The organism is Enterobacter ludwigii (assembly GCF_001750725.1).
Taxonomy (GTDB): Bacteria; Pseudomonadota; Gammaproteobacteria; order Enterobacterales; family Enterobacteriaceae; genus Enterobacter; species Enterobacter ludwigii.
In genome coordinates, this window is sequence record NZ_CP017279.1 from 444,015 (window position 1) to 461,572 (window position 17,558).

Annotated in this window: 19 protein-coding genes; 10 read left to right on the top strand and 9 right to left on the bottom strand. The window is 55.2% G+C overall.

The genetic code is table 11. The features are described 5' to 3' along the window. Positions 1 to 2: 2 nt before the first annotated feature. Both BH714_RS02025 and BH714_RS02030 read left to right on the top strand, forming a co-directional pair. Positions 3 to 1,067 carry a sugar ABC transporter substrate-binding protein gene (locus tag BH714_RS02025; RefSeq protein ID WP_020885017.1) on the top strand — a complete coding sequence of 355 codons (1,065 nt, stop codon included), beginning with the start codon at positions 3 to 5 and terminating at the stop codon, positions 1,065 to 1,067. Continuing rightward, on the top strand, positions 1,064 to 2,305 hold the full coding sequence (locus tag BH714_RS02030; protein ID WP_040016913.1) for an LVIVD repeat-containing protein: 1,242 nt from the start codon (positions 1,064 to 1,066) through the stop codon (positions 2,303 to 2,305). The genes BH714_RS02025 and BH714_RS02030 overlap by 4 nt, the downstream gene beginning before the upstream one ends. Positions 2,306 to 2,359: 54 nt before the next feature. Here the strand turns inward: BH714_RS02030 and mtnK are convergent, their stop codons facing one another. Then, positions 2,360 to 3,559 carry an S-methyl-5-thioribose kinase gene (gene mtnK / locus BH714_RS02035; protein ID WP_040016914.1) on the bottom strand — a complete coding sequence of 400 codons (1,200 nt, stop codon included), beginning with the start codon at positions 3,557 to 3,559 and terminating at the stop codon, positions 2,360 to 2,362. Between the two features lie 105 nt (positions 3,560 to 3,664). Between mtnK and mtnA the strand changes: the two genes are divergently transcribed. Together mtnA and BH714_RS02045 are read left to right on the top strand one after the other, a co-directional pair. After that, on the top strand, positions 3,665 to 4,681 hold the full coding sequence (gene mtnA / locus BH714_RS02040; RefSeq protein WP_040016915.1) for an S-methyl-5-thioribose-1-phosphate isomerase: 1,017 nt from the start codon (positions 3,665 to 3,667) through the stop codon (positions 4,679 to 4,681). A 43-nt stretch (positions 4,682 to 4,724) separates the two neighbouring features. After that, positions 4,725 to 5,195, top strand: coding sequence for an SRPBCC family protein (locus BH714_RS02045; protein ID WP_014169088.1), 471 nt, complete (start codon positions 4,725 to 4,727; stop codon positions 5,193 to 5,195). 40 nt (positions 5,196 to 5,235) lie between these two features. Here the strand turns inward: BH714_RS02045 and BH714_RS02050 are convergent, their stop codons facing one another. The 3 genes from BH714_RS02050 to BH714_RS02060 are packed head-to-tail and all read right to left on the bottom strand — an operon-like array spanning position 5,236 to position 7,075. Then, entirely contained in the window at positions 5,236 to 5,778 is a 543-nt protein-coding gene (locus BH714_RS02050) for a 1,2-dihydroxy-3-keto-5-methylthiopentene dioxygenase (protein WP_014169089.1), read from the bottom strand. Further along, entirely contained in the window at positions 5,775 to 6,464 is a 690-nt protein-coding gene (gene mtnC / locus BH714_RS02055) for an acireductone synthase (protein WP_040016916.1), read from the bottom strand. Before mtnC ends, BH714_RS02050 begins: the two co-directional genes overlap by 4 nt. After that, entirely contained in the window at positions 6,461 to 7,075 is a 615-nt protein-coding gene (locus BH714_RS02060) for a methylthioribulose 1-phosphate dehydratase (protein WP_040016917.1), read from the bottom strand. Before BH714_RS02060 ends, mtnC begins: the two co-directional genes overlap by 4 nt. Before the next feature lie 123 nt (positions 7,076 to 7,198). Here BH714_RS02060 and BH714_RS02065 point away from each other — a divergent pair, with 123 nt between their 5' ends. Next, positions 7,199 to 8,359: a pyridoxal phosphate-dependent aminotransferase gene (locus BH714_RS02065; protein ID WP_040016918.1), complete on the top strand. Its 1,161-nt coding sequence runs from the start codon at positions 7,199 to 7,201 to the stop codon at positions 8,357 to 8,359. 154 nt (positions 8,360 to 8,513) lie between these two features. Here BH714_RS02065 and citR read toward each other — a convergent pair whose 3' ends face one another. Then, positions 8,514 to 9,413, bottom strand: a complete 900-nt coding sequence (gene citR / locus BH714_RS02070; protein WP_032677673.1) for a DNA-binding transcriptional repressor CitR — start codon at positions 9,411 to 9,413, stop codon at positions 8,514 to 8,516. Between the two features lie 639 nt (positions 9,414 to 10,052). On the opposite strand from citR, the gene ahpC reads away from it, so the two are divergent. Continuing rightward, positions 10,053 to 10,616 carry an alkyl hydroperoxide reductase subunit C gene (ahpC, locus tag BH714_RS02075; protein ID WP_008501015.1) on the top strand — a complete coding sequence of 188 codons (564 nt, stop codon included), beginning with the start codon at positions 10,053 to 10,055 and terminating at the stop codon, positions 10,614 to 10,616. Positions 10,617 to 10,791: 175 nt separating this feature from the next. Beyond that, positions 10,792 to 12,357: an alkyl hydroperoxide reductase subunit F gene (gene ahpF, locus BH714_RS02080; RefSeq protein ID WP_032681429.1), complete on the top strand. Its 1,566-nt coding sequence runs from the start codon at positions 10,792 to 10,794 to the stop codon at positions 12,355 to 12,357. A gap of 59 nt (positions 12,358 to 12,416) precedes the next feature. Here the strand turns inward: ahpF and uspG are convergent, their stop codons facing one another. Then, on the bottom strand, positions 12,417 to 12,845 hold the full coding sequence (uspG, locus tag BH714_RS02085; RefSeq protein ID WP_020885008.1) for a universal stress protein UspG: 429 nt from the start codon (positions 12,843 to 12,845) through the stop codon (positions 12,417 to 12,419). A gap of 180 nt (positions 12,846 to 13,025) precedes the next feature. Between uspG and BH714_RS02090 the strand changes: the two genes are divergently transcribed. After that, positions 13,026 to 14,264, top strand: coding sequence for a zinc-dependent alcohol dehydrogenase (locus BH714_RS02090; protein ID WP_040016919.1), 1,239 nt, complete (start codon positions 13,026 to 13,028; stop codon positions 14,262 to 14,264). Between the two features lie 9 nt (positions 14,265 to 14,273). On the opposite strand, the gene yldA is transcribed toward BH714_RS02090, so the two are convergent. Next, positions 14,274 to 14,363 (bottom strand): small membrane protein YldA, encoded by a 90-nt coding sequence (yldA, locus tag BH714_RS24425; protein WP_271661446.1) that lies wholly within the window; start codon positions 14,361 to 14,363, stop codon positions 14,274 to 14,276. A 137-nt stretch (positions 14,364 to 14,500) separates the two neighbouring features. Beyond that, a complete protein-coding gene (gene rnk / locus BH714_RS02095; RefSeq protein WP_014169101.1) occupies positions 14,501 to 14,911 on the bottom strand; it encodes a nucleoside diphosphate kinase regulator in 411 nt (136 codons plus the stop codon). Between the two features lie 254 nt (positions 14,912 to 15,165). Between rnk and BH714_RS02105 the strand changes: the two genes are divergently transcribed. Beyond that, the gene (locus BH714_RS02105; RefSeq protein ID WP_040016920.1) at positions 15,166 to 15,996 is read left to right on the top strand and encodes an alpha/beta fold hydrolase; all 831 of its coding nucleotides are present in this window, start codon (positions 15,166 to 15,168) and stop codon (positions 15,994 to 15,996) included. Between the two features lie 89 nt (positions 15,997 to 16,085). Next, positions 16,086 to 16,703, top strand: coding sequence for a flavin reductase family protein (locus BH714_RS02110; RefSeq protein WP_025204679.1), 618 nt, complete (start codon positions 16,086 to 16,088; stop codon positions 16,701 to 16,703). Here the strand turns inward: BH714_RS02110 and rna are convergent. Next, positions 16,697 to 17,506 carry a ribonuclease I gene (rna, locus tag BH714_RS02115; protein ID WP_040016921.1) on the bottom strand — a complete coding sequence of 270 codons (810 nt, stop codon included), beginning with the start codon at positions 17,504 to 17,506 and terminating at the stop codon, positions 16,697 to 16,699. The two genes, BH714_RS02110 and rna, sit on opposite strands and share 7 nt — an antisense overlap. Between the last annotated feature and the right edge of the window lie 52 nt (positions 17,507 to 17,558).

The following is a 17,558-nucleotide window of genomic DNA, read 5'->3' on the forward strand; positions in this document are numbered from 1 at the left end:
GAATGAAAAAAATCACCCTCTCTCTGGTGGCATTAGGGTTACTGACGTCGCTGCCAGGCCTTGCGGCAACCCCCGCACCGCTTCCGCCCGCCATTGCAAATCATGACGGCCCCATCCGCATTGCGGTGATCCGTAACCTCGGCTCTGACGACAACACCACGCAGTTTGTCGCCGGTGCCATTCAGGAAGGCAAAAAGCTCGGCTTTAAGGTCAGCACCTTTTTGAGCAATGGCGACGACGCCAAATTCCAGGACTTCGTCAATCAGGCGATCAGCCAGAAATATGACGGGATTATCCTCTCTCAGGGGCGCGACCCCTATGCGACCGCGCTGGTGAAAAAAGCCGTCGATGCCGGCATTAAAGTGTCGGTGTTTGATACCGCCGTTCAGGGCGACATTCCCGGGGTGACCGTGACCCAGCAGGATGATGCTTCCCTGACCCATCTCTCCTTCGGCCAGCTGGCGAAAGATTTCAACGGTAAAGCCAACATCGTGAAGCTGTGGGTTGCCGGTTTCCCGCCGATGGAACGTCGTCAGGCAGCCTATAAAGCGCTGCAGAAGCAGTATCCGGACATTAAAGAGCTGGAGTCTATCGGTGCCGTTTCGTCTGACGTGCAGGGAGATACCGCGAATAAAGTGGGCGCTATTCTGGCGAAATACCCGAAAGGCAAAATTGACGCCATCTGGGGAACCTGGGATGCCTTCAGCCAGGGGGCCTACAAAGCCCTGAAAGAGAACGGCCGCACCGAAATCAAACTCTACAGCATCGATATCTCAAACCAGGATCTTCAGCTGATGCGCGAGCCAGGCAGCCCATGGAAAGTGAGCGTGGCGGTGGATCCGAAGCTGATTGGTGCAACCAACGTACGTCTGATTGCCAACAAGATTGCCGGTGAAACCACACCCGCCACGTATGATTTCAAAGCGGCGGCGATCCCGCAGGCGCTCCTGACCGCCCAGCCAGGCGCGGTGAACGTGGCGTCGCTGGGGAAAATCATTCCAGGCTGGGGTCAGACCGAAGATTTTATCGCCCCGTGGTTTGCGACGCTTGAAGCGAAACATCAATGAGTGTGCTTCCCACGCCTGAATACAGCCGCAATATGCGGCTGATTGGCCATAGCGACCAGGGCGGTCGCCCGGACGGCGTGCAGCTGATGGTGCATCGCGGTTTCGCGTACATCGGGCATATGGTCTCGCAGGGCTTTTCCATTGTGGACGTGCGTGACCCGAAACATCCCAAACCGGCAGGCTATATGCCCGCGCCGCCCGGCACCTGGAACGTTCATCTCCAGGCGCACGACGATCTCCTGCTGGTCATTAATGCGCGAGACTTGTTCGCAGATGCTCGTTTCGCTGACGAAAAGGTCTACTACACCCGTCAGGTAGGAGAAACCGTACGCGACGTGCAGGACAAAGGCTGGAGCGCCGGGTTGCGGGTGTTTGATATCTCCACCCCTGACCAACCGCGTGAGATCGGCTTTTTATCCCTGAGCGGCATCGGCATTCATCGTATCTGGTACGTCGGCGGGCGCTGGGCGTATGTTTCGGCGCTGATCGACGGCTTTACCGACTATATTTTCCTGACGATCGATCTGGCCGACCCGCAAAAGCCTGAGGTGGCCGGGCGCTGGTGGCTGCCGGGGATGAACCAGGCCGACGGTGAGCAACCCAATTGGCCGGAAGGTAAACGCTACGCGCTGCACCACGCGATTATTGCCGGGGATACCGCTTACGGGAGCTGGCGCGACGGGGGACTGACGCTGCTGGACGTGAAGGATCGCACGCAGCCGAAGCTGATTAGCCATCGCAACTGGAGCCCGCCGTTTGGAGGTGGCACGCACACCGCGCTGCCATTGCCGGATCGTGACCTGCTGGTGGTGCTGGATGAAGCGGTACTGGATAACCAGGAGGACGGTGAGAAGTTCATCTGGCTGTTTGATATTCGCGAGCCGTCGAACCCGGTAAGTATTTCCACATTCCCGCAGCCGCAGGAGCGGGATTATGTGGCGAAAGGGGCACATTTTGGACCACACAACCTGCACGAGAACCGGCCGGGAAGCTTTGTCAGCTCTACGCTGATTTTTGCGACCTGGCAGAATGCGGGCGTGCGCGCGTTTGATATTTCCAATCCTTACCGTCCGGTTGAAACCGGTGCGCTGGTGCCGGCGGCGCCAGAGAGGATGATGGATACGCGGCCGAATCGACCGCAGGTGATCCAGTCATGCGATGTGTTTGTCGATGCGCAGGGCATTATCTACAGCACGGATTATAACGGTGGATTGTCGGTGATTGAGTATCTGGGGTAACGGCGCGCTGGTGTCTTTCTGACGGCCCTCTTCATCGGGAGAGGGCCGAGGCGTTTAACTGTACTGACGCACCCGCGCCACCAGATCTTCGGCGGTGTCGATACGGTCGGCAATCACAATCAGCGCCTTGCCAAGCGTAATCGCGTGGCGCAGGCATTCGTGGCGCATTGCTTCATCCTGAATGGTCTCGATATCCGCCACGTGCGACAGACCGACACTGCGGCGAATCAGCTCCGTGCCGCAGAATCCGATCGCGTCTTTCCATACCTTTTTCAGGAATTCAGAGGCGTAGCCCGGTGCAGCAAGTGCCGCATCGCGCGTTTTCTCACTGGCCAGGATCTGGAAGCGCTCCGCGAAGGTGTTCCACAGCGACTGAATGTCGGTCAGACGCTGTTCACGGGCCGCGGCGGCATCGCGAATACCGAGATGCCCCGGCAGGCCGCAGAAATTGAGCAGCAGGTTGCCGATGGCGGTGCCGACGTCAAAACCGATGGGACCAAAGTAGCCGAACTCTGCGTCGATGGCTTTCAGACTGCCGTCTGCCACGAAAATCGAGCCACTGTGAATATCGCCATGCAGCAGGGCTTCAGCGTGTGAGAAGAAGCGGTGCTTCAGCGAGGCCACGGCAATTTTTAACTGAGCGTCATCGCGCAGGGCGGCAACGTCTTTTTCCAGTTCAGCAGGGTAGTTGTTACGTTCGTGGACCTGGTACGGATCGTTGAAGAACAGATCTTCGGTGATCTCGCACATCTCCGGATTAAGGAATTTCGCGACCTGCGCTTTCTTGTCATGCGGGTGCAGGTAAAAATCGCTGGTATGGAACAGCGTGTGCGCGAGGTATTCACCCAGCTGACGCGCCGCCTGCGGGTAGTAGGTATTTTTGATCAGCTCCCCGCGCCAGATGGCATGGCTGGAGAGATCTTCCATCACCATCACCGCCAGTTCGGGGTCGAAGTGGTGGATTTTCACCGTGTGCTGCGGGCTGTGCTGGTAGTGTTCCACCAGCGTTTGCGCCTCCAGGCGGGCGCGATCCAGGGTCAGTGGCCAGGATTCGCCGACGCAGCGCACATACGGCAGCGCCTGCTTAACAACGATGCGGCTTACACCCTCGGTATCGTAAATTTTGAACACCAGATTGAGGTTACCGTCGCCCACTTCCTGCGCCTCCACCAGCGATGAGGGATCATCAAGGCCGCCGAACTGCTTTGCATACTCCACGGCATCCTGGGCGGTAAAGGTACGGTATTGCGACATTGCCTGTTCCTCACTGGTTTAGCTAATAAAGACATTTAGACGTCTATACATCTGGATTTCATCCTGACACAATGTGCTACAACAACGCAACAGGGAATTAACGACATGCAGACATTACAGACGACCAGCCTGCGAGTGGCGGAGAATCAGTTATTTATTCTCGATCAGCAGGCGCTTCCTCAGGAGAAACGCTGGCTTGACGCCTCGACGGTAGAGGCGCTGGTCGGCCATATTCACGCCCTGCGCGTACGCGGGGCACCGCTGATTGGTCTCTCTGCAAGCCTGCTGCTGGCGCTTCTGGCGGAAAACGGCAAAAGCCGTGATGAACTGGCTGTGGCCCTGGAGACCCTGCGGGCATCCCGCCCGACGGCGGTGAACCTGATGAACAACCTCGACCGCATGAAGCTGGCTCTCTGGCAGGAGGATTTTGTGCCTGCGCTGGTGGCGGAAGCGCTGCGTCTGATTGATGAAGACAAGCAGCTGTGCGAGGCCATCGCGAATGCCGGCAGTACGCTGGTGAAACCCGGCAGCCGTCTGTTGACCCACTGCAATACCGGCGGGCTGGCGACGGCAGGGGTTGGCACCGCGCTCGGCGTGATTGCCCGCGCGCATCAGGAAGGACGCGTCAACACTGTCTGGGTGGATGAAACCCGCCCCCTGTTGCAGGGTGGAAGACTGACCGCATGGGAGCTCGGCGAGCTGGGCGTGCCGTATCAGCTGATCGCCGATTCCATGGCCGCCAGCCTGATGGCAAAAGGGCTGGTTGACGCGGTGTGGGTGGGCGCAGACCGTATTGCGGCCAACGGCGACGTGGCGAATAAAATTGGCACCTATTCTCTGGCGGTTCTGGCAACGTTTCACGGTATTCCGTTCTATGTCGCCGCCCCGCACACCACGCTTGACCCGGCGTGCCCGAACGGTGAGGCAATCCCCATTGAACAACGTGCGGCCAGCGAAGTGACGGGCGTGGCCGGGAGCTTTGGCGCGGTGCAGTGGGCTCCTGAAAACGCGCAGGTCTACAACCCGGCCTTTGACGTCACGCCAGCGGCATTGATAAGCGGTTGGGTGCTGGATACGGGCATCGTCACGCCGGAAGAGGTGGCAAAAGGGAAATTCGCCTGAGGACGACTATCCTTTAAGGGGTTCCCTTTAGGAGGACAGTCACGTGACGCTTGATCCTGATACAGACTTAAAACTGGAACGCGTGGTGGATGCCCCGCGCGATCTGCTGTGGCTCTGCTGGACGACACCCGAGCACATCAAAAACTTCTTCATTCCGGTTCCGCACAAAGTGACCGAGTGTGATCTTGACCTGCGCGTTGGCGGGCGATTTAACACGGTGTTTGAGGTAGACGGGCAACGGATGGATAACCGGGGGGTGTTTCTCGAAATCGATCCCGGCAGGAAGCTGGTCTTTACCGACGGTTATACGGAAGGCTGGAAGCCCGCCGAAAAGCCGTTTATGACGGCCATTCTACTGCTGGATGATGTGGGGGAGGGCAAAACGCGTTATACCGCCATTGCTCGCCACCCAACGGCGGAAATCCGCGAGCAGCATGAACAGATGGGCTTCCACGAAGGGTGGGGCATTGTGCTGGACCAGCTGGTGGCGTATACGAAGGGATTGAAACACTGACGTTTTTTCGCCCCCTCTCCCTGGAGGGAGAGGGGAAAAATCATGCCAGACGCGGATACGCATCCGCAATCGCATCGCCAGTGAACTGCGCAATCCACCCCTCGGGGTTATCAAAAATACGAATGGCGGTAAAGTTCGGCTCTGAGCCCATATCAAACCAGTGCGGCGTTCCAGCGGGCACGGAAATCAGGTCGTTTTTCTCACACAATACCTGACACACCTCGTCGCCAATGTGCAGGCAAAACAGCCCCGCCCCCTCAACAAAGAAACGCACTTCATCTTCCCCGTGGGTATGCTCGTTCAGGAACTTAGCGCGCAGCGCCTCTTTTTGAGGGTTGTCGGCACGCAGGCTGATGACATCCCAGCTTTGATAACCTTTCTCTGCCACTAACGTGTCGATCGCATGCTGATAAGCCGCGATAACCGCATCGGGGGCAGGATCGCGGCCTAAGTCGCGGTCTGCGGCCCAGCGCTCAAAACGCACCCCTCTGGCGTTGAGCTGTTGGGCGATGTCGGCAGCGTCGGTGCTGTGCCAGCGAGGTTGACTGGGGTCTTTATCGGAATAAATGGTCAATGCGCTCATGAAGGGATCTGCTCCGGGTTAATCTCGTCGAACTGGTGTACCTGATGGTGATGGCTTGCACCGTCATCATCGCCGCGAATCAGCTGCAGGGTGCGAAAACCTGCCAGCTCAGCGGCGTCCAGCTCCTGATGTATATCCGACAGGAACAGGATCTGCGACGGGGGGATACCCGTTTGTGCCGCAATGTTCTGGTAAGACTGCACGTCGCGCTTGGCACCGATGTGGGTATCAAAATAGCCGCTGAACAGATGAGTAATATCACCTTCGTCGCTGTAGCCAAATAACAGTTTCTGCGCCGCGACGGAGCCTGAGGAATAAACATAGAGATCAATACCCTGCGCTTTCCATTTTTCCAGCGCAGGCAGTACGTCCGGGTAGAGGTGGCCGGTAAAATCGCCGTTAACGTAGCCGTCGTGCCAGATGATCCCCTGCAGCGCCTTTAACGCGGTTGACTTGCGGTCTTCATCCATAAACGTAAAGAGTGTGTCGATAAGGTCGCTTGCGCTGGCGTGCGGGTGGTTAATTTCATCACGCAGGTTGTCCAGAATCGATTTGACCGGCTCGGCGTACTGCTGCGCGGACACAAAGGCCGCCAGACGCTCACGCGCGTAGGGGAACAAAACATCATGGACAAAACGGATATCGCTGGTGGTCCCTTCAATATCCGTCACAATCGCGCGAATCATACTCTCTCCCAGTGTCGTAAACGCATTTCGCATTCAAATAAGAATTCCAGTCCTTCCAGATGACGGCGGGCCTCGGCCACATCGCGTCCCCAGCAGGTTAAGCCATGACCGCGCAGAAGAAAACCATAATTAAACGGGTGCGTCTGAGCGTATTCGGCAATGCGCACGGCGAGCGCGTCGATATCCTGGTCGTTATCAAACACCGGGATGGCGACCGAATCCAGATGCGTACTCTGCCCGGAGAGGGATTTTTGCATCTCAAAGCCGGTGATCTTCAGTTCGGGCTCTTTGACCAGCCGCGACAAGACCGTGGCATTGACGGTATGGACGTGCAGAACCGCGTTGGCTTCGGGAAACAGACGATAGATGAGCGTGTGAAGCCCGGTTTCAGCCGACGGCGTGCGGCCAGAGGGTGCACGGTTGGTCGCAATCTCCACCTGCAGAAAATCGTCGGTGGTCAGGCTGCCTTTATCTTTACCGGATTCACTGAGCCAGCACAGATGCGCATCCTGACGCACGGACATGTTGCCGCCGGTCGCGGGAGCCCAGCCTTTGGCGCCGATCCAGCGGCAGGCGTCGACCAGGTGTGTGAGTTGCAGGTTGTCGGTCATCTTCCTTTTTCCCTCTCGGTCAGGAATATTCATATTGTTTAGACGTCTAAGCGTCTTGATTGCCAAAGACTAACATCGTGTTATAGTGTCAGCAACATAAGTATTACATGCAGGCACAACACAATGAGCAATAACGCATTGATTCCTCAGAGTAAACTTCCAAGTCTTGGCACCACCATCTTTACGCAAATGAGCGCACTGGCCCAGCAGCACAACGCCATTAATCTCTCGCAAGGGTTCCCGGATTTTGATGGCCCGCGTTATTTGCAGGAACGTCTGGCGTACCACGTTGCGCAGGGGGCGAACCAGTATGCACCGATGACGGGCGTGCAGGCTCTGCGGGACGCCATTGCAGACAAAACGGCTGAGCTGTATGGCTATAAGCCAGACGCTACCAGCGACATCACGGTGACGGCAGGGGCGACCGAAGCGTTGTATGCCGCTATTACCGCGCTGGTGCGCACGGGTGATGAGGTGATCTGCTTTGACCCGAGTTATGACAGCTACGCGCCGGCGGTTGAACTCTCCGGCGGCGTGGTGAAACGCATCGCGCTACAGCCACCGCATTTCCGTCCGGACTGGCAGGCGTTTGCTGCCTTGCTGAGCGACAAAACCCGTCTGGTTATTGTCAATACCCCGCACAACCCGTCGGCGACCGCATGGCAGAAAGCCGACTTCGCAAAGCTGTGGCAGGCGATTGCCGGGCGTGAAATTTACGTGCTGAGCGATGAAGTGTATGAGCACATCTGTTTTGCGCAGGAAGGGCATGCCAGCGTGCTGGCCCATCCGCAGCTTCGCGAGCGTGCCGTGGCGGTATCGTCATTTGGTAAAACCTATCACATGACCGGCTGGAAGGTGGGGTACTGCGTGGCTCCCGCAGCCATCAGCGCTGAGCTGCGTAAAGTGCATCAATACCTGACGTTTGCCGTAAACACGCCGGCCCAGCTGGCCCTGGCTGATATGCTGCGCGCCGAACCGGAGCACTACCGCGACCTGCCGGCATTCTACCGTCAGCGTCGGGATCTGTTTGTGAATGCGCTAAGCCAGAGCCGTCTGGAGATTTTACCCTGCGAAGGGACCTACTTCCTGCTGGCGGACTACAGCGCGATTTCGGATCGGGATGACGTGAGTTTTTGCCAGTGGCTGACAAAAGAGGTGGGCGTTGCTGCCATTCCGCTGTCCGTATTTTGCGCCGACCCGTTCCCGCATAAGCTGATCCGGCTCTGTTTTGCGAAACAGGAATCGACGCTTCTCGCGGCGGCGGAGCGGCTGAATACACTCTGAGCGTGTCATCCCTCTCGCGTTAGAATAACGGCGGTCTGCCCATAATAAGTGAGAGGAATATCAGTCAAAATAACGCGAAAGCGCGTTATAAAATATAAGTCAGGATTATGTATTAACAAAGAGAACGGGCTGTGAGCGACACAGCCCGTCGCTGTTATTTTTCTGTTACTTCGTTAATAAATTTCGCGAATGCCGTACTGTTCAATGCCGAACGATTATAAATCATAAAAATGTCAAGCGAGGGAAGGGTGAACGGTGCAGTGATTTTTTTGAGTCTTAGCACTTCACTGTATTTATCAAATAAAATTTCGGGTACGTAACCAATTAAATGAGAGGCACTTATCATAGAAATAATAGTAAATACAGAGTCACAGCGAAAACCGATTGTCTTTTCCGCATGCACTTTTTCTGCCATCGATTGATAGGTTTTAACGCCCGGCTCATCACTGAGGAATATCGTAAACTTCTCTTCCTGAAGCTCTTCCATGGTGGCCACCTCTTTCATCCGCGGATGATCCTGGCTGCAGACCAGCAGGACTGAATAGGATGCATATGGCACACAAATCATTGAACGGTTACTAACCGGGGCCATTGAGAAAATTAAGTCTGCCTTACGGTATGCCAGCAGATCCTCTGCGGAGTCAGCAGAGAGCAGCATGTCATGCAGTTCAATCTCGTAATTGTGCTCTCGCATCAATAATTTAAGCGGGCCCAGCAGGTTTTCTGTGGTCAGGATTTGCGGGCTGTACACCACAAAATTCTTTTTTAGCGTTGAGCCATGCATGATGTTAATCGTCTGCTCAAGCTGGTTGAGGTTTTGCTCAAGATGATGGTGCAGGTTCACGCCTACCGTGGTGGGCGTAATCCCTTTCCCGGAACGAATGAACAGGGGATCGTTGAGCTGATTACGCAACCTTTGCAGCGACTGGCTGACCGCCGAGGGCGTAATATAGAGCGTTTCTGCTGCCTTGCTGATGCTTAAGTGCTGATAAATACACTCGAAAATTACCAGCAGATTAAGATCAAATTTTTTCAGATCGTAGAGATTAGCCATGTTTCATCCTGAGTGGACTGCGTTGCGTTAACACATCACTGATAACTATAGAAGGAAGTTAATCATTTACCATCCATGCAATTAACTTACTTAATTAGAGTTGTATGTTGACTTAATATATCACGATGGCAGATTTATAAAATAGAGCTTCAATGAATATTAAGATATTTTTATCTCTAAAACTGCGAGGCTGTTTGCATTAAAATAGTCTCAATTATATATAGACAAATAATTATCATTTATTTTTATTAATCCTCGCCGGCGCGTCTTCACTCCTGCGCGATAAACCGTGTTCGATGAAACCTATCACAGCCATAGATACGATTGGCGCTCATGTGCATTGCCCTCGCGCTGTGCGGGTGTTGTAATCAAGGTGCTGTTACGGCCTTGATATGAGGTATGTAGAGCGCAACGCAACGCCAGCAATTGCTGGCACTGAAAGTTCCTGTGGAAAGTTCAGGTATCAGGGCCGCCCACCAGGGCGGCCTTTTTACTTTTGGCTTTTCGTTAATTCAGTTCATCACGTTGTCTTGTTCGGGTTGTTAGGTATGGCTGATTGATTTGATAAAGCAAACGCATTAGCCCACCCGGCGAAAGTTGGTTACCTTACATCTCAACGAAAACACGGAGGAAGTACAGATGTCTTTGATTAATACCAAAATTAAACCTTTCAAAAACCAGGCGTTCAAAAACGGTGAATTCATCGAAGTGACCGAGAAAGATACCGAAGGCCGCTGGAGCGTCTTCTTCTTCTATCCGGCTGACTTCACCTTCGTTTGCCCGACCGAACTGGGTGACGTTGCAGACCATTACGACGAACTGCAGAAGCTGGGCGTAGACGTTTACTCTGTTTCTACCGACACCCACTTCACCCACAAAGCATGGCACAGCAGCTCTGAAACCATCGCGAAAATCAAATACGCGATGATCGGCGACCCGACTGGCGCCCTGACCCGTAACTTCGACAACATGCGTGAAGATGAAGGCCTGGCTGACCGTGCTACCTTCGTTGTTGACCCGCAGGGCATTATCCAGGCAATCGAAGTTACCGCTGAAGGTATCGGCCGTGATGCTTCTGACCTGCTGCGTAAAGTGAAAGCGGCACAGTACGTTGCTTCTCACCCAGGTGAAGTTTGCCCGGCGAAATGGAAAGAAGGCGAAGCGACTCTGGCACCGTCTTTAGACCTGGTTGGCAAAATCTAAGTTTCCCGCCGTCTTTCGCGCAGAGCATCGCCTGCTGTGACGCGACAGGCTCCGGAAATGACAGTCGTAATGGGCGCGCCCGCGCCCATTTTATTCCAGCACCATGATGCAAGTTGCATTCAGGCCGCCCGAGTAAGGCAGCTTGCATGATGACGTTTTTAGAGAGGGAAGAACAATGCTCGACACCAATATGAAAACCCAGCTCAAGGCCTACCTTGAGAAACTGACCAAACCTGTTGAGCTGATTGCTACGCTGGACGACAGCGCTAAATCGGCAGAGATCAAGGAACTGCTGGCAGAGATCGCCGAACTGTCACCGAACGTGACCTTCAAAGAAGATAACGGTCTGGCGGTGCGCAAGCCCTCCTTCCTGATCACCAATCCGGGTTCTGACCAGGGGCCGCGTTTTGCCGGTTCTCCACTGGGCCACGAATTCACCTCGCTGGTGCTGGCACTGCTGTGGACCGGTGGTCATCCGTCAAAAGAGGCGCAGGCGCTGCTCGAGCAGATCCGCGACATTGACGGCGATTTTGAGTTTGAAACCTATTACTCACTCTCCTGCCATAACTGCCCGGACGTGGTGCAGGCGCTGAACCTGATGTCGGTGCTGAACCCGCGCATTAAGCATACGGCGATTGACGGCGGTACGTTCCAGAACGAAATCACCGACCGTAACGTCATGGGCGTTCCGGCGGTCTTTATGAACGGTCAGGAGTTTGGCCAGGGCCGTATGACGCTGACCGAAATCGTTGCCAAAGTGGACACGGGTGCCGAAAAACGTGCGGCAGAAGCGCTGAACAAACGTGACGCGTATGATGTTCTGATTGTCGGCTCCGGCCCGGCGGGCGCGGCGGCGGCGGTTTACTCCGCCCGTAAAGGCATTCGTACCGGCCTGATGGGCGAACGCTTCGGTGGCCAGGTGCTCGACACCGTGGATATCGAAAACTACATCTCTGTGCCGAAGACCGAAGGCCAGAAACTGGCTGGCGCACTGAAGGCGCACGTCAGCGATTATGAAGTGGATGTGATCGACAGCCAGAGCGCCAGCAAGCTGGTTCCGGCCGCGGTTGAAGGGGGGTTACACCAGATTGAAACCGCCTCCGGCGCGGTGCTGAAAGCGCGCAGCATTATCATTGCCACCGGCGCCAAATGGCGCAACATGAACGTCCCGGGTGAAGATCAGTATCGCACCAAAGGCGTCACCTACTGCCCGCACTGCGACGGCCCGCTGTTTAAAGGTAAACGCGTGGCGGTGATCGGCGGCGGTAACTCCGGTGTGGAAGCGGCGATTGACCTGGCGGGTATCGTTGAACACGTCACCCTGCTGGAGTTCGCCCCAGAAATGAAAGCGGACCAGGTGCTGCAGGACAAAGTGCGTAGCCTGAAAAACGTCGATATCGTGCTGAATGCGCAGACCACGGAAGTGAAAGGTGACGGCAGCAAAGTGACCGGTCTGGAATACCGCGACCGCGTGAGCGGTGACGTGCATAGCGTGGCGCTGGCGGGGATCTTCGTACAGATTGGTCTGTTGCCAAACACCACCTGGCTGGACGGCGCGATTGAGCGCAACCGGATGGGCGAAATTATTATCGATGCGAAATGCGAAACCAGCGTGAAAGGGGTGTTCGCGGCAGGGGACTGCACCACGGTTCCGTACAAACAGATCATCATTGCCACCGGTGAAGGGGCGAAAGCGTCTCTGAGCTCGTTCGATTATCTGATTCGCACCAAAACGGCATAAAAAGAAAGCAAGACTACACCTGCAACAGCAAGAGGCCACCGAAAGGTGGCCTCTTTTTTTTACCTGACGACCATCACCGGAATGTGGGTGTGGCGGATCACGCTCGACGCGTTAGAGCCCAGCAGGTGGGTGGTAATGGAAGGATTACGGGAACCGATCACCACGACGTCTGCTTTCAGTTCATTGGCCAGTTCATTAACGGCATCCCGCACGCTGCCGAACCTGACGTGAGTTTTGATACGTGAAGGGTCGATGCTGAAATGCCCGACCATGGTTTGTAGACGATTTTCAGCTTCGTGCTGAAGATGCTCTTCGAAGCGACGTACATCGGCGGCAAAGCGGTGCAGACTCAGGCTGGCGGAACCCGGTAACACGTGTAAAAGATGAATGATCCCGTCCTGCTGCGCCAGGAACTCCGCGTGGCGTACGGCCTTGTCGCTCAGCTCCATCTCGAAAACATCAACCGGCATAATGATTGTCTGATACATACCCGTTTCTCCTTGTTTATAAACGCTGAATTCATTCAACCACAAAATATGAATGGTTTCTGTAAGCGCGGCGCCACTTTTTGATCTCGCCAGGAAAAATCTCAAAAGATCCGTCATCACGGGCAAGTCTTCTGGGGTAGCTACCCTTTATACATTGTCCTGGATCCTTTCGGAGGTTGCATGAAAGCACTCACGTATCACGGCCCACATCATGTTCGCGTCGAGAATGTCCCCGATCCCATCATTGAACAGCCAGACGATATTATTCTGCGGGTCACGGCTACGGCGATTTGCGGGTCCGATCTGCATCTCTATCGCGGCAAAATCCCGAAGGTGCAACACGGCGATATTTTTGGTCATGAATTTATGGGGGAAATCGTTGAGTGTGGCAGGGAGGTGAAGAATTTACAGAAAGGCGATCGCGTGGTTATCCCGTTTGTGATTGCCTGCGGTGACTGTTTCTTCTGCCGTCTGCAGCAATACGCAGCCTGCGAGACGACCAACGCCGGGCAGGGCGCCGCGCTGAACAAAAAGCAGATTCCCGCGCCGGCCGCGCTGTTTGGCTATAGCCATCTCTACGGCGGCGTGCCGGGAGGCCAGGCGGAATATGTTCGCGTACCGAAGGGGAACGTTGGGCCGTTCAAGGTGCCGCCGCTGTTGTCCGATGACAAAGCGCTGTTCCTGTCAGATATTTTACCCACCGCCTGGCAGGCGGCAAAAAATGCGCAGATCGAAAAAGGATCGAGCGTGGCCGTGTTTGGCGCCGGGCCGGTGGGGTTGCTGACCATTGCCTGCGCGCGACTGCTCGGGGCGGAACAGATCTTCGTCATTGACCATCACCCGTATCGCCTGCGATTCGCTCAGGCGCGCTACGGCGCAATCCCTGTCAACTTTGATGATGAGAACGATGCCGCCGAAAAAATCATTGAGCAAACTGCCGGCCAGCGTGGCGTCGATGCGGTGATTGATGCCGTCGGGTTCGAAGCCAAAGGCAGCACCACGGAAACAATCCTCAGCAACCTTAAAATTGAAGGCAGCAGCGGCAAAGCGCTGCGTCAGTGTATCGCGGCTGTCCGGCGCGGCGGCGTTGTCAGCGTCCCTGGCGTTTACGCCGGGTTTATTCACGGCTTCCTGTTTGGCGATGCCTTCGATAAAGGGCTGAGTTTCAGGATGGGGCAGACACACGTCCACGCCTGGCTGGGCGAGTTGCTGCCGCTTATCGAAAAAGGGCTGCTTACGCCGGAGGAGATTGTGACCCACTATCTGCCGCTGGCGGATGCGGAACGCGCCTACAAGATTTTCGAAAAACGGGAGGAGGAGTGCCGCAAGGTCATTCTGGTGCCGGGGGTGGAAACGCCTGACGCGGCGGCACAGCAGGTGAAAGGCCTGGTCAATGCTTTCCCGGGTGGGGTGGTGTGAGATTATCGCTTACCGATGACGCTCAAGATAAAGCACCGCCATGACGATGATCGCCAGAATAATGAGAAAAATAAGTGTGATAACCACTATCTCACTCATGACCGTCCCCGCGGCACCCAAACAGATTAAGCGTGGGTTAAGGGGTTTTCGGGCGATATAGGATAATCGGGTGAATTTGCGGAAAGAGGATGCGGGTGCATCCTCTGTGCAACGCGGGAGCGTTTGTTCAGATGGGGTTAACGCAGGTAGTCGCCCGCGGCTTCTGGCTGGTAGAGCAGCTCCAGCACTTCCAGATGCGCCGCGGCACCGCCCGGCAACGCCCAGTTGATGGTGTCTCCCGTACGCAGACCAAGAAGCGCGGCACCCACAGGGGCAAGGACCGAAAGCTGTGCACTGCTGTCGGTCATCTGCGCCGGGTAGACCAGCGTTCGGGTCAGCTCTTCACCGGTGGCCAGGTTACGGAATTTAACCCGGCTGTTCATGGTGACCACGTCGTGAGGCATGGATTCAGGCGTGCACATCTGCGCCCGGTCAAGCTCTTCATTCAGGGCGTCAGCCACCGGAAGCGAAGCGAATTCTGCTTTTTCCAGCAGTCTGTCAATACGTTCTGCGTCAAGCTCATTGATGATGATGGTGGGTCTGGACATTTTTTACTCCATGTCGTTAATGCTGCGTGTAACGCAGAAACCAATCCAAAAGAAAACCCTCGCCGTCTGGCAGCGAGGGTTTAACTCTTCTGATGATACTGGCTGAGCGCACAACTTTGAAGTGATACAGGTCACATTCATGGGTCATATGAATTTTCGGTGAAAAACGTGCTCCCTTGCCAATTTGCATTATTCTTTTTAAGCGCCCCCTGCGGGCGACTATCCGCATTCAGTGTTTCTTCTCAGGAGATCTCATGAGCGATTACGACAAAATTACGTTGAAAGACGGCAGTTATTTATATTTTAAAGACTGGGGAAGCGGGCAACCCGTGGTGTTTAGCCACGGCTGGCCGCTGACGGCGGATGCCTTTGAAGACCAAATGTTATACCTGGGGTCAAAAGGATTTCGCGTAATTGCACATGACCGCCGCGGACATGGCCGCTCAGCGCAGCCGTGGGATGGGCACAATATGGATCAGTACGCCGACGACCTGGCTGAGCTGACGGCGCGTCTGAATCTGAAAGACGCTGTTCACGTGGGGCATTCAACCGGTGGTGGCGAAGTGGCGCGCTATATTGGTCGCCACGGTACGGATCGCGTGGCGAAAGCGGTACTTATTGGTGCCGTGACACCGATTATGATCAAAACCGATTTCAACCCGAACGGTGTGCCGAAAGAGGTGTTTGATGGTATTCGGGAAGGCGTGATTAACGATCGCGCAGCTTTCTTCTATGCGCTAACCGAGGCGTTTTATGGCTATAACCGCCAGGGGGCGAAAGAGTCCAAAGCGATGCGGGAGAGCTTCGTTGAGCAGGGGCTTCAGGGGTCGATCAAGGCGCTGTATGACTGCGTAAAAGCGTTTTCTGAAACCGATCTGCGTGAAGATCTGAAAAAGATGACTATCCCGACGCTGGTGATCCACGGCGATGACGACCAGATAGTCCCGATCGAGACCTGTGGTCGGGTGGCTGCAGAGATCCTGCCGAACGCTGAGCTGAAGGTCTATGCCGGGGGTTCTCACGGCATATGCACCACGCATAAGCACCAGATCAATGACGATTTGCTGAAATTTATTCAGTCTTAATTCCTGGCGGATTGCGTTACGCTGAGTGTCCTGATCCAGGGTACTGAGCGAAACGCAATTCGTGTCTGCCCCACCATTAAGAGAGCACTATGTATTTCTATCAACCTTCTCTGGGACACGGCCTGCCGCATGACCCACTGAACGCGATTATTGGCCCACGCCCGATTGGCTGGATCTCCTCGTGCGACAACGCCGGTCAGCTGAATCTCGCGCCGTATAGCTTCTTTAACTGCTTTAACTATCGTCCGCCCATCATCGGTTTTTCCAGCAACGGCTGGAAAGACAGCGTGCGTAATATTACCGAAACCGGCGAGTTTGTCTGGAACCTGGCGACGCGCGATCTGGCTGAAGCGATGAATGCGACCTCGGCTATGCTTCCCCACGATGAAAATGAATTTACCTTTGCGGGGTTAACGCCAGCGGCCAGCCAGCTGGTGAACGCCCCGCGGGTGGCAGAAAGCCCGGTTAACTTTGAGTGTCGCCTGTCGCAGTGTATTCAGCTTACCGGGGCCGACGGCACACCGGTTGATACCTGGCTGGTGCTCGGCGAAGTGGTGGGTATTCACATCGCCGAAACGTTGCTGGAAGAGGGGATTTATCAGACGGCGAAAGCGCAGCCCATCCTGCGTGCGGGTGGGCCGACGGCTTACTATGGCATCAGTGACGAGCACCGGTTTGACATGACCCGACCGATCGTCAATCAGTGACCGGCTTTATCAATGACGAATTGTTTTCCGCAGTTACCCGGGTGTGGCTGCGGAGCAAATGAGGTCGCAGAAAGCGGATTATTAATGGTCTCTGCCTTCAGTGAGATCTGCATTTCGGTCAGGTAGGACGGGTTGCCATTACAGGTAAGCTTGAACGCTTTGACATTCTCCTTGCCCCAGCCTTTGGCCACGGCGCTGTCAAAGTCGCTGCGGCTTACGGTTTTTCCATAGTTATCGGCGAGGAACTTGCCGACCGCGCTGTTTTTTATCTCCTGATTCATGCGCACCATTGTGCCGAAATACGCGTCAGGATCAAAACCAAAGCATACGCCGTGTTTGGCATATTCGTAGCGTTCCAGGCAGGAGTTACCGCCAGCACCTGGCATAACGCTGTTCAGCTTCGCAGCACCTGAAAGCGACAGTCCGGTTTCGGCGGCAGCGCATTTGCGGCTGGCCTTCACCTCCGGCATGTTCGGGATTGGACGGGTCGCGCAGCCAAAACGCATCCAGCGACGTTCATCTACACCCCGTGCGGCAACAGATTTTGGCAGCCCCGGCCATAATCCGTGCACGGTCAGAAAATCGGTTTTGTTATCACTCTCTTTTTGTAAACGGCACTCTTCGGGCTCGTTGCGGTTACGGTCGGCCATGCTCTGGCAGAACCCGGTTTGCCAGGAAAGAGCCAGAACGTAGCGATCGAAATCGCCATACTGCGTTGCCTTGAGTGGGTCGGCCTGTGCGGAGAATACACAGAGTGCCAGCGCGATTGCGCCAGACGGAATAACGATATCCTTCCTGAACATGTGATTTCCTGATCGAATGAGCATGAATAATTTCTGGAAATTATTAAAGCAC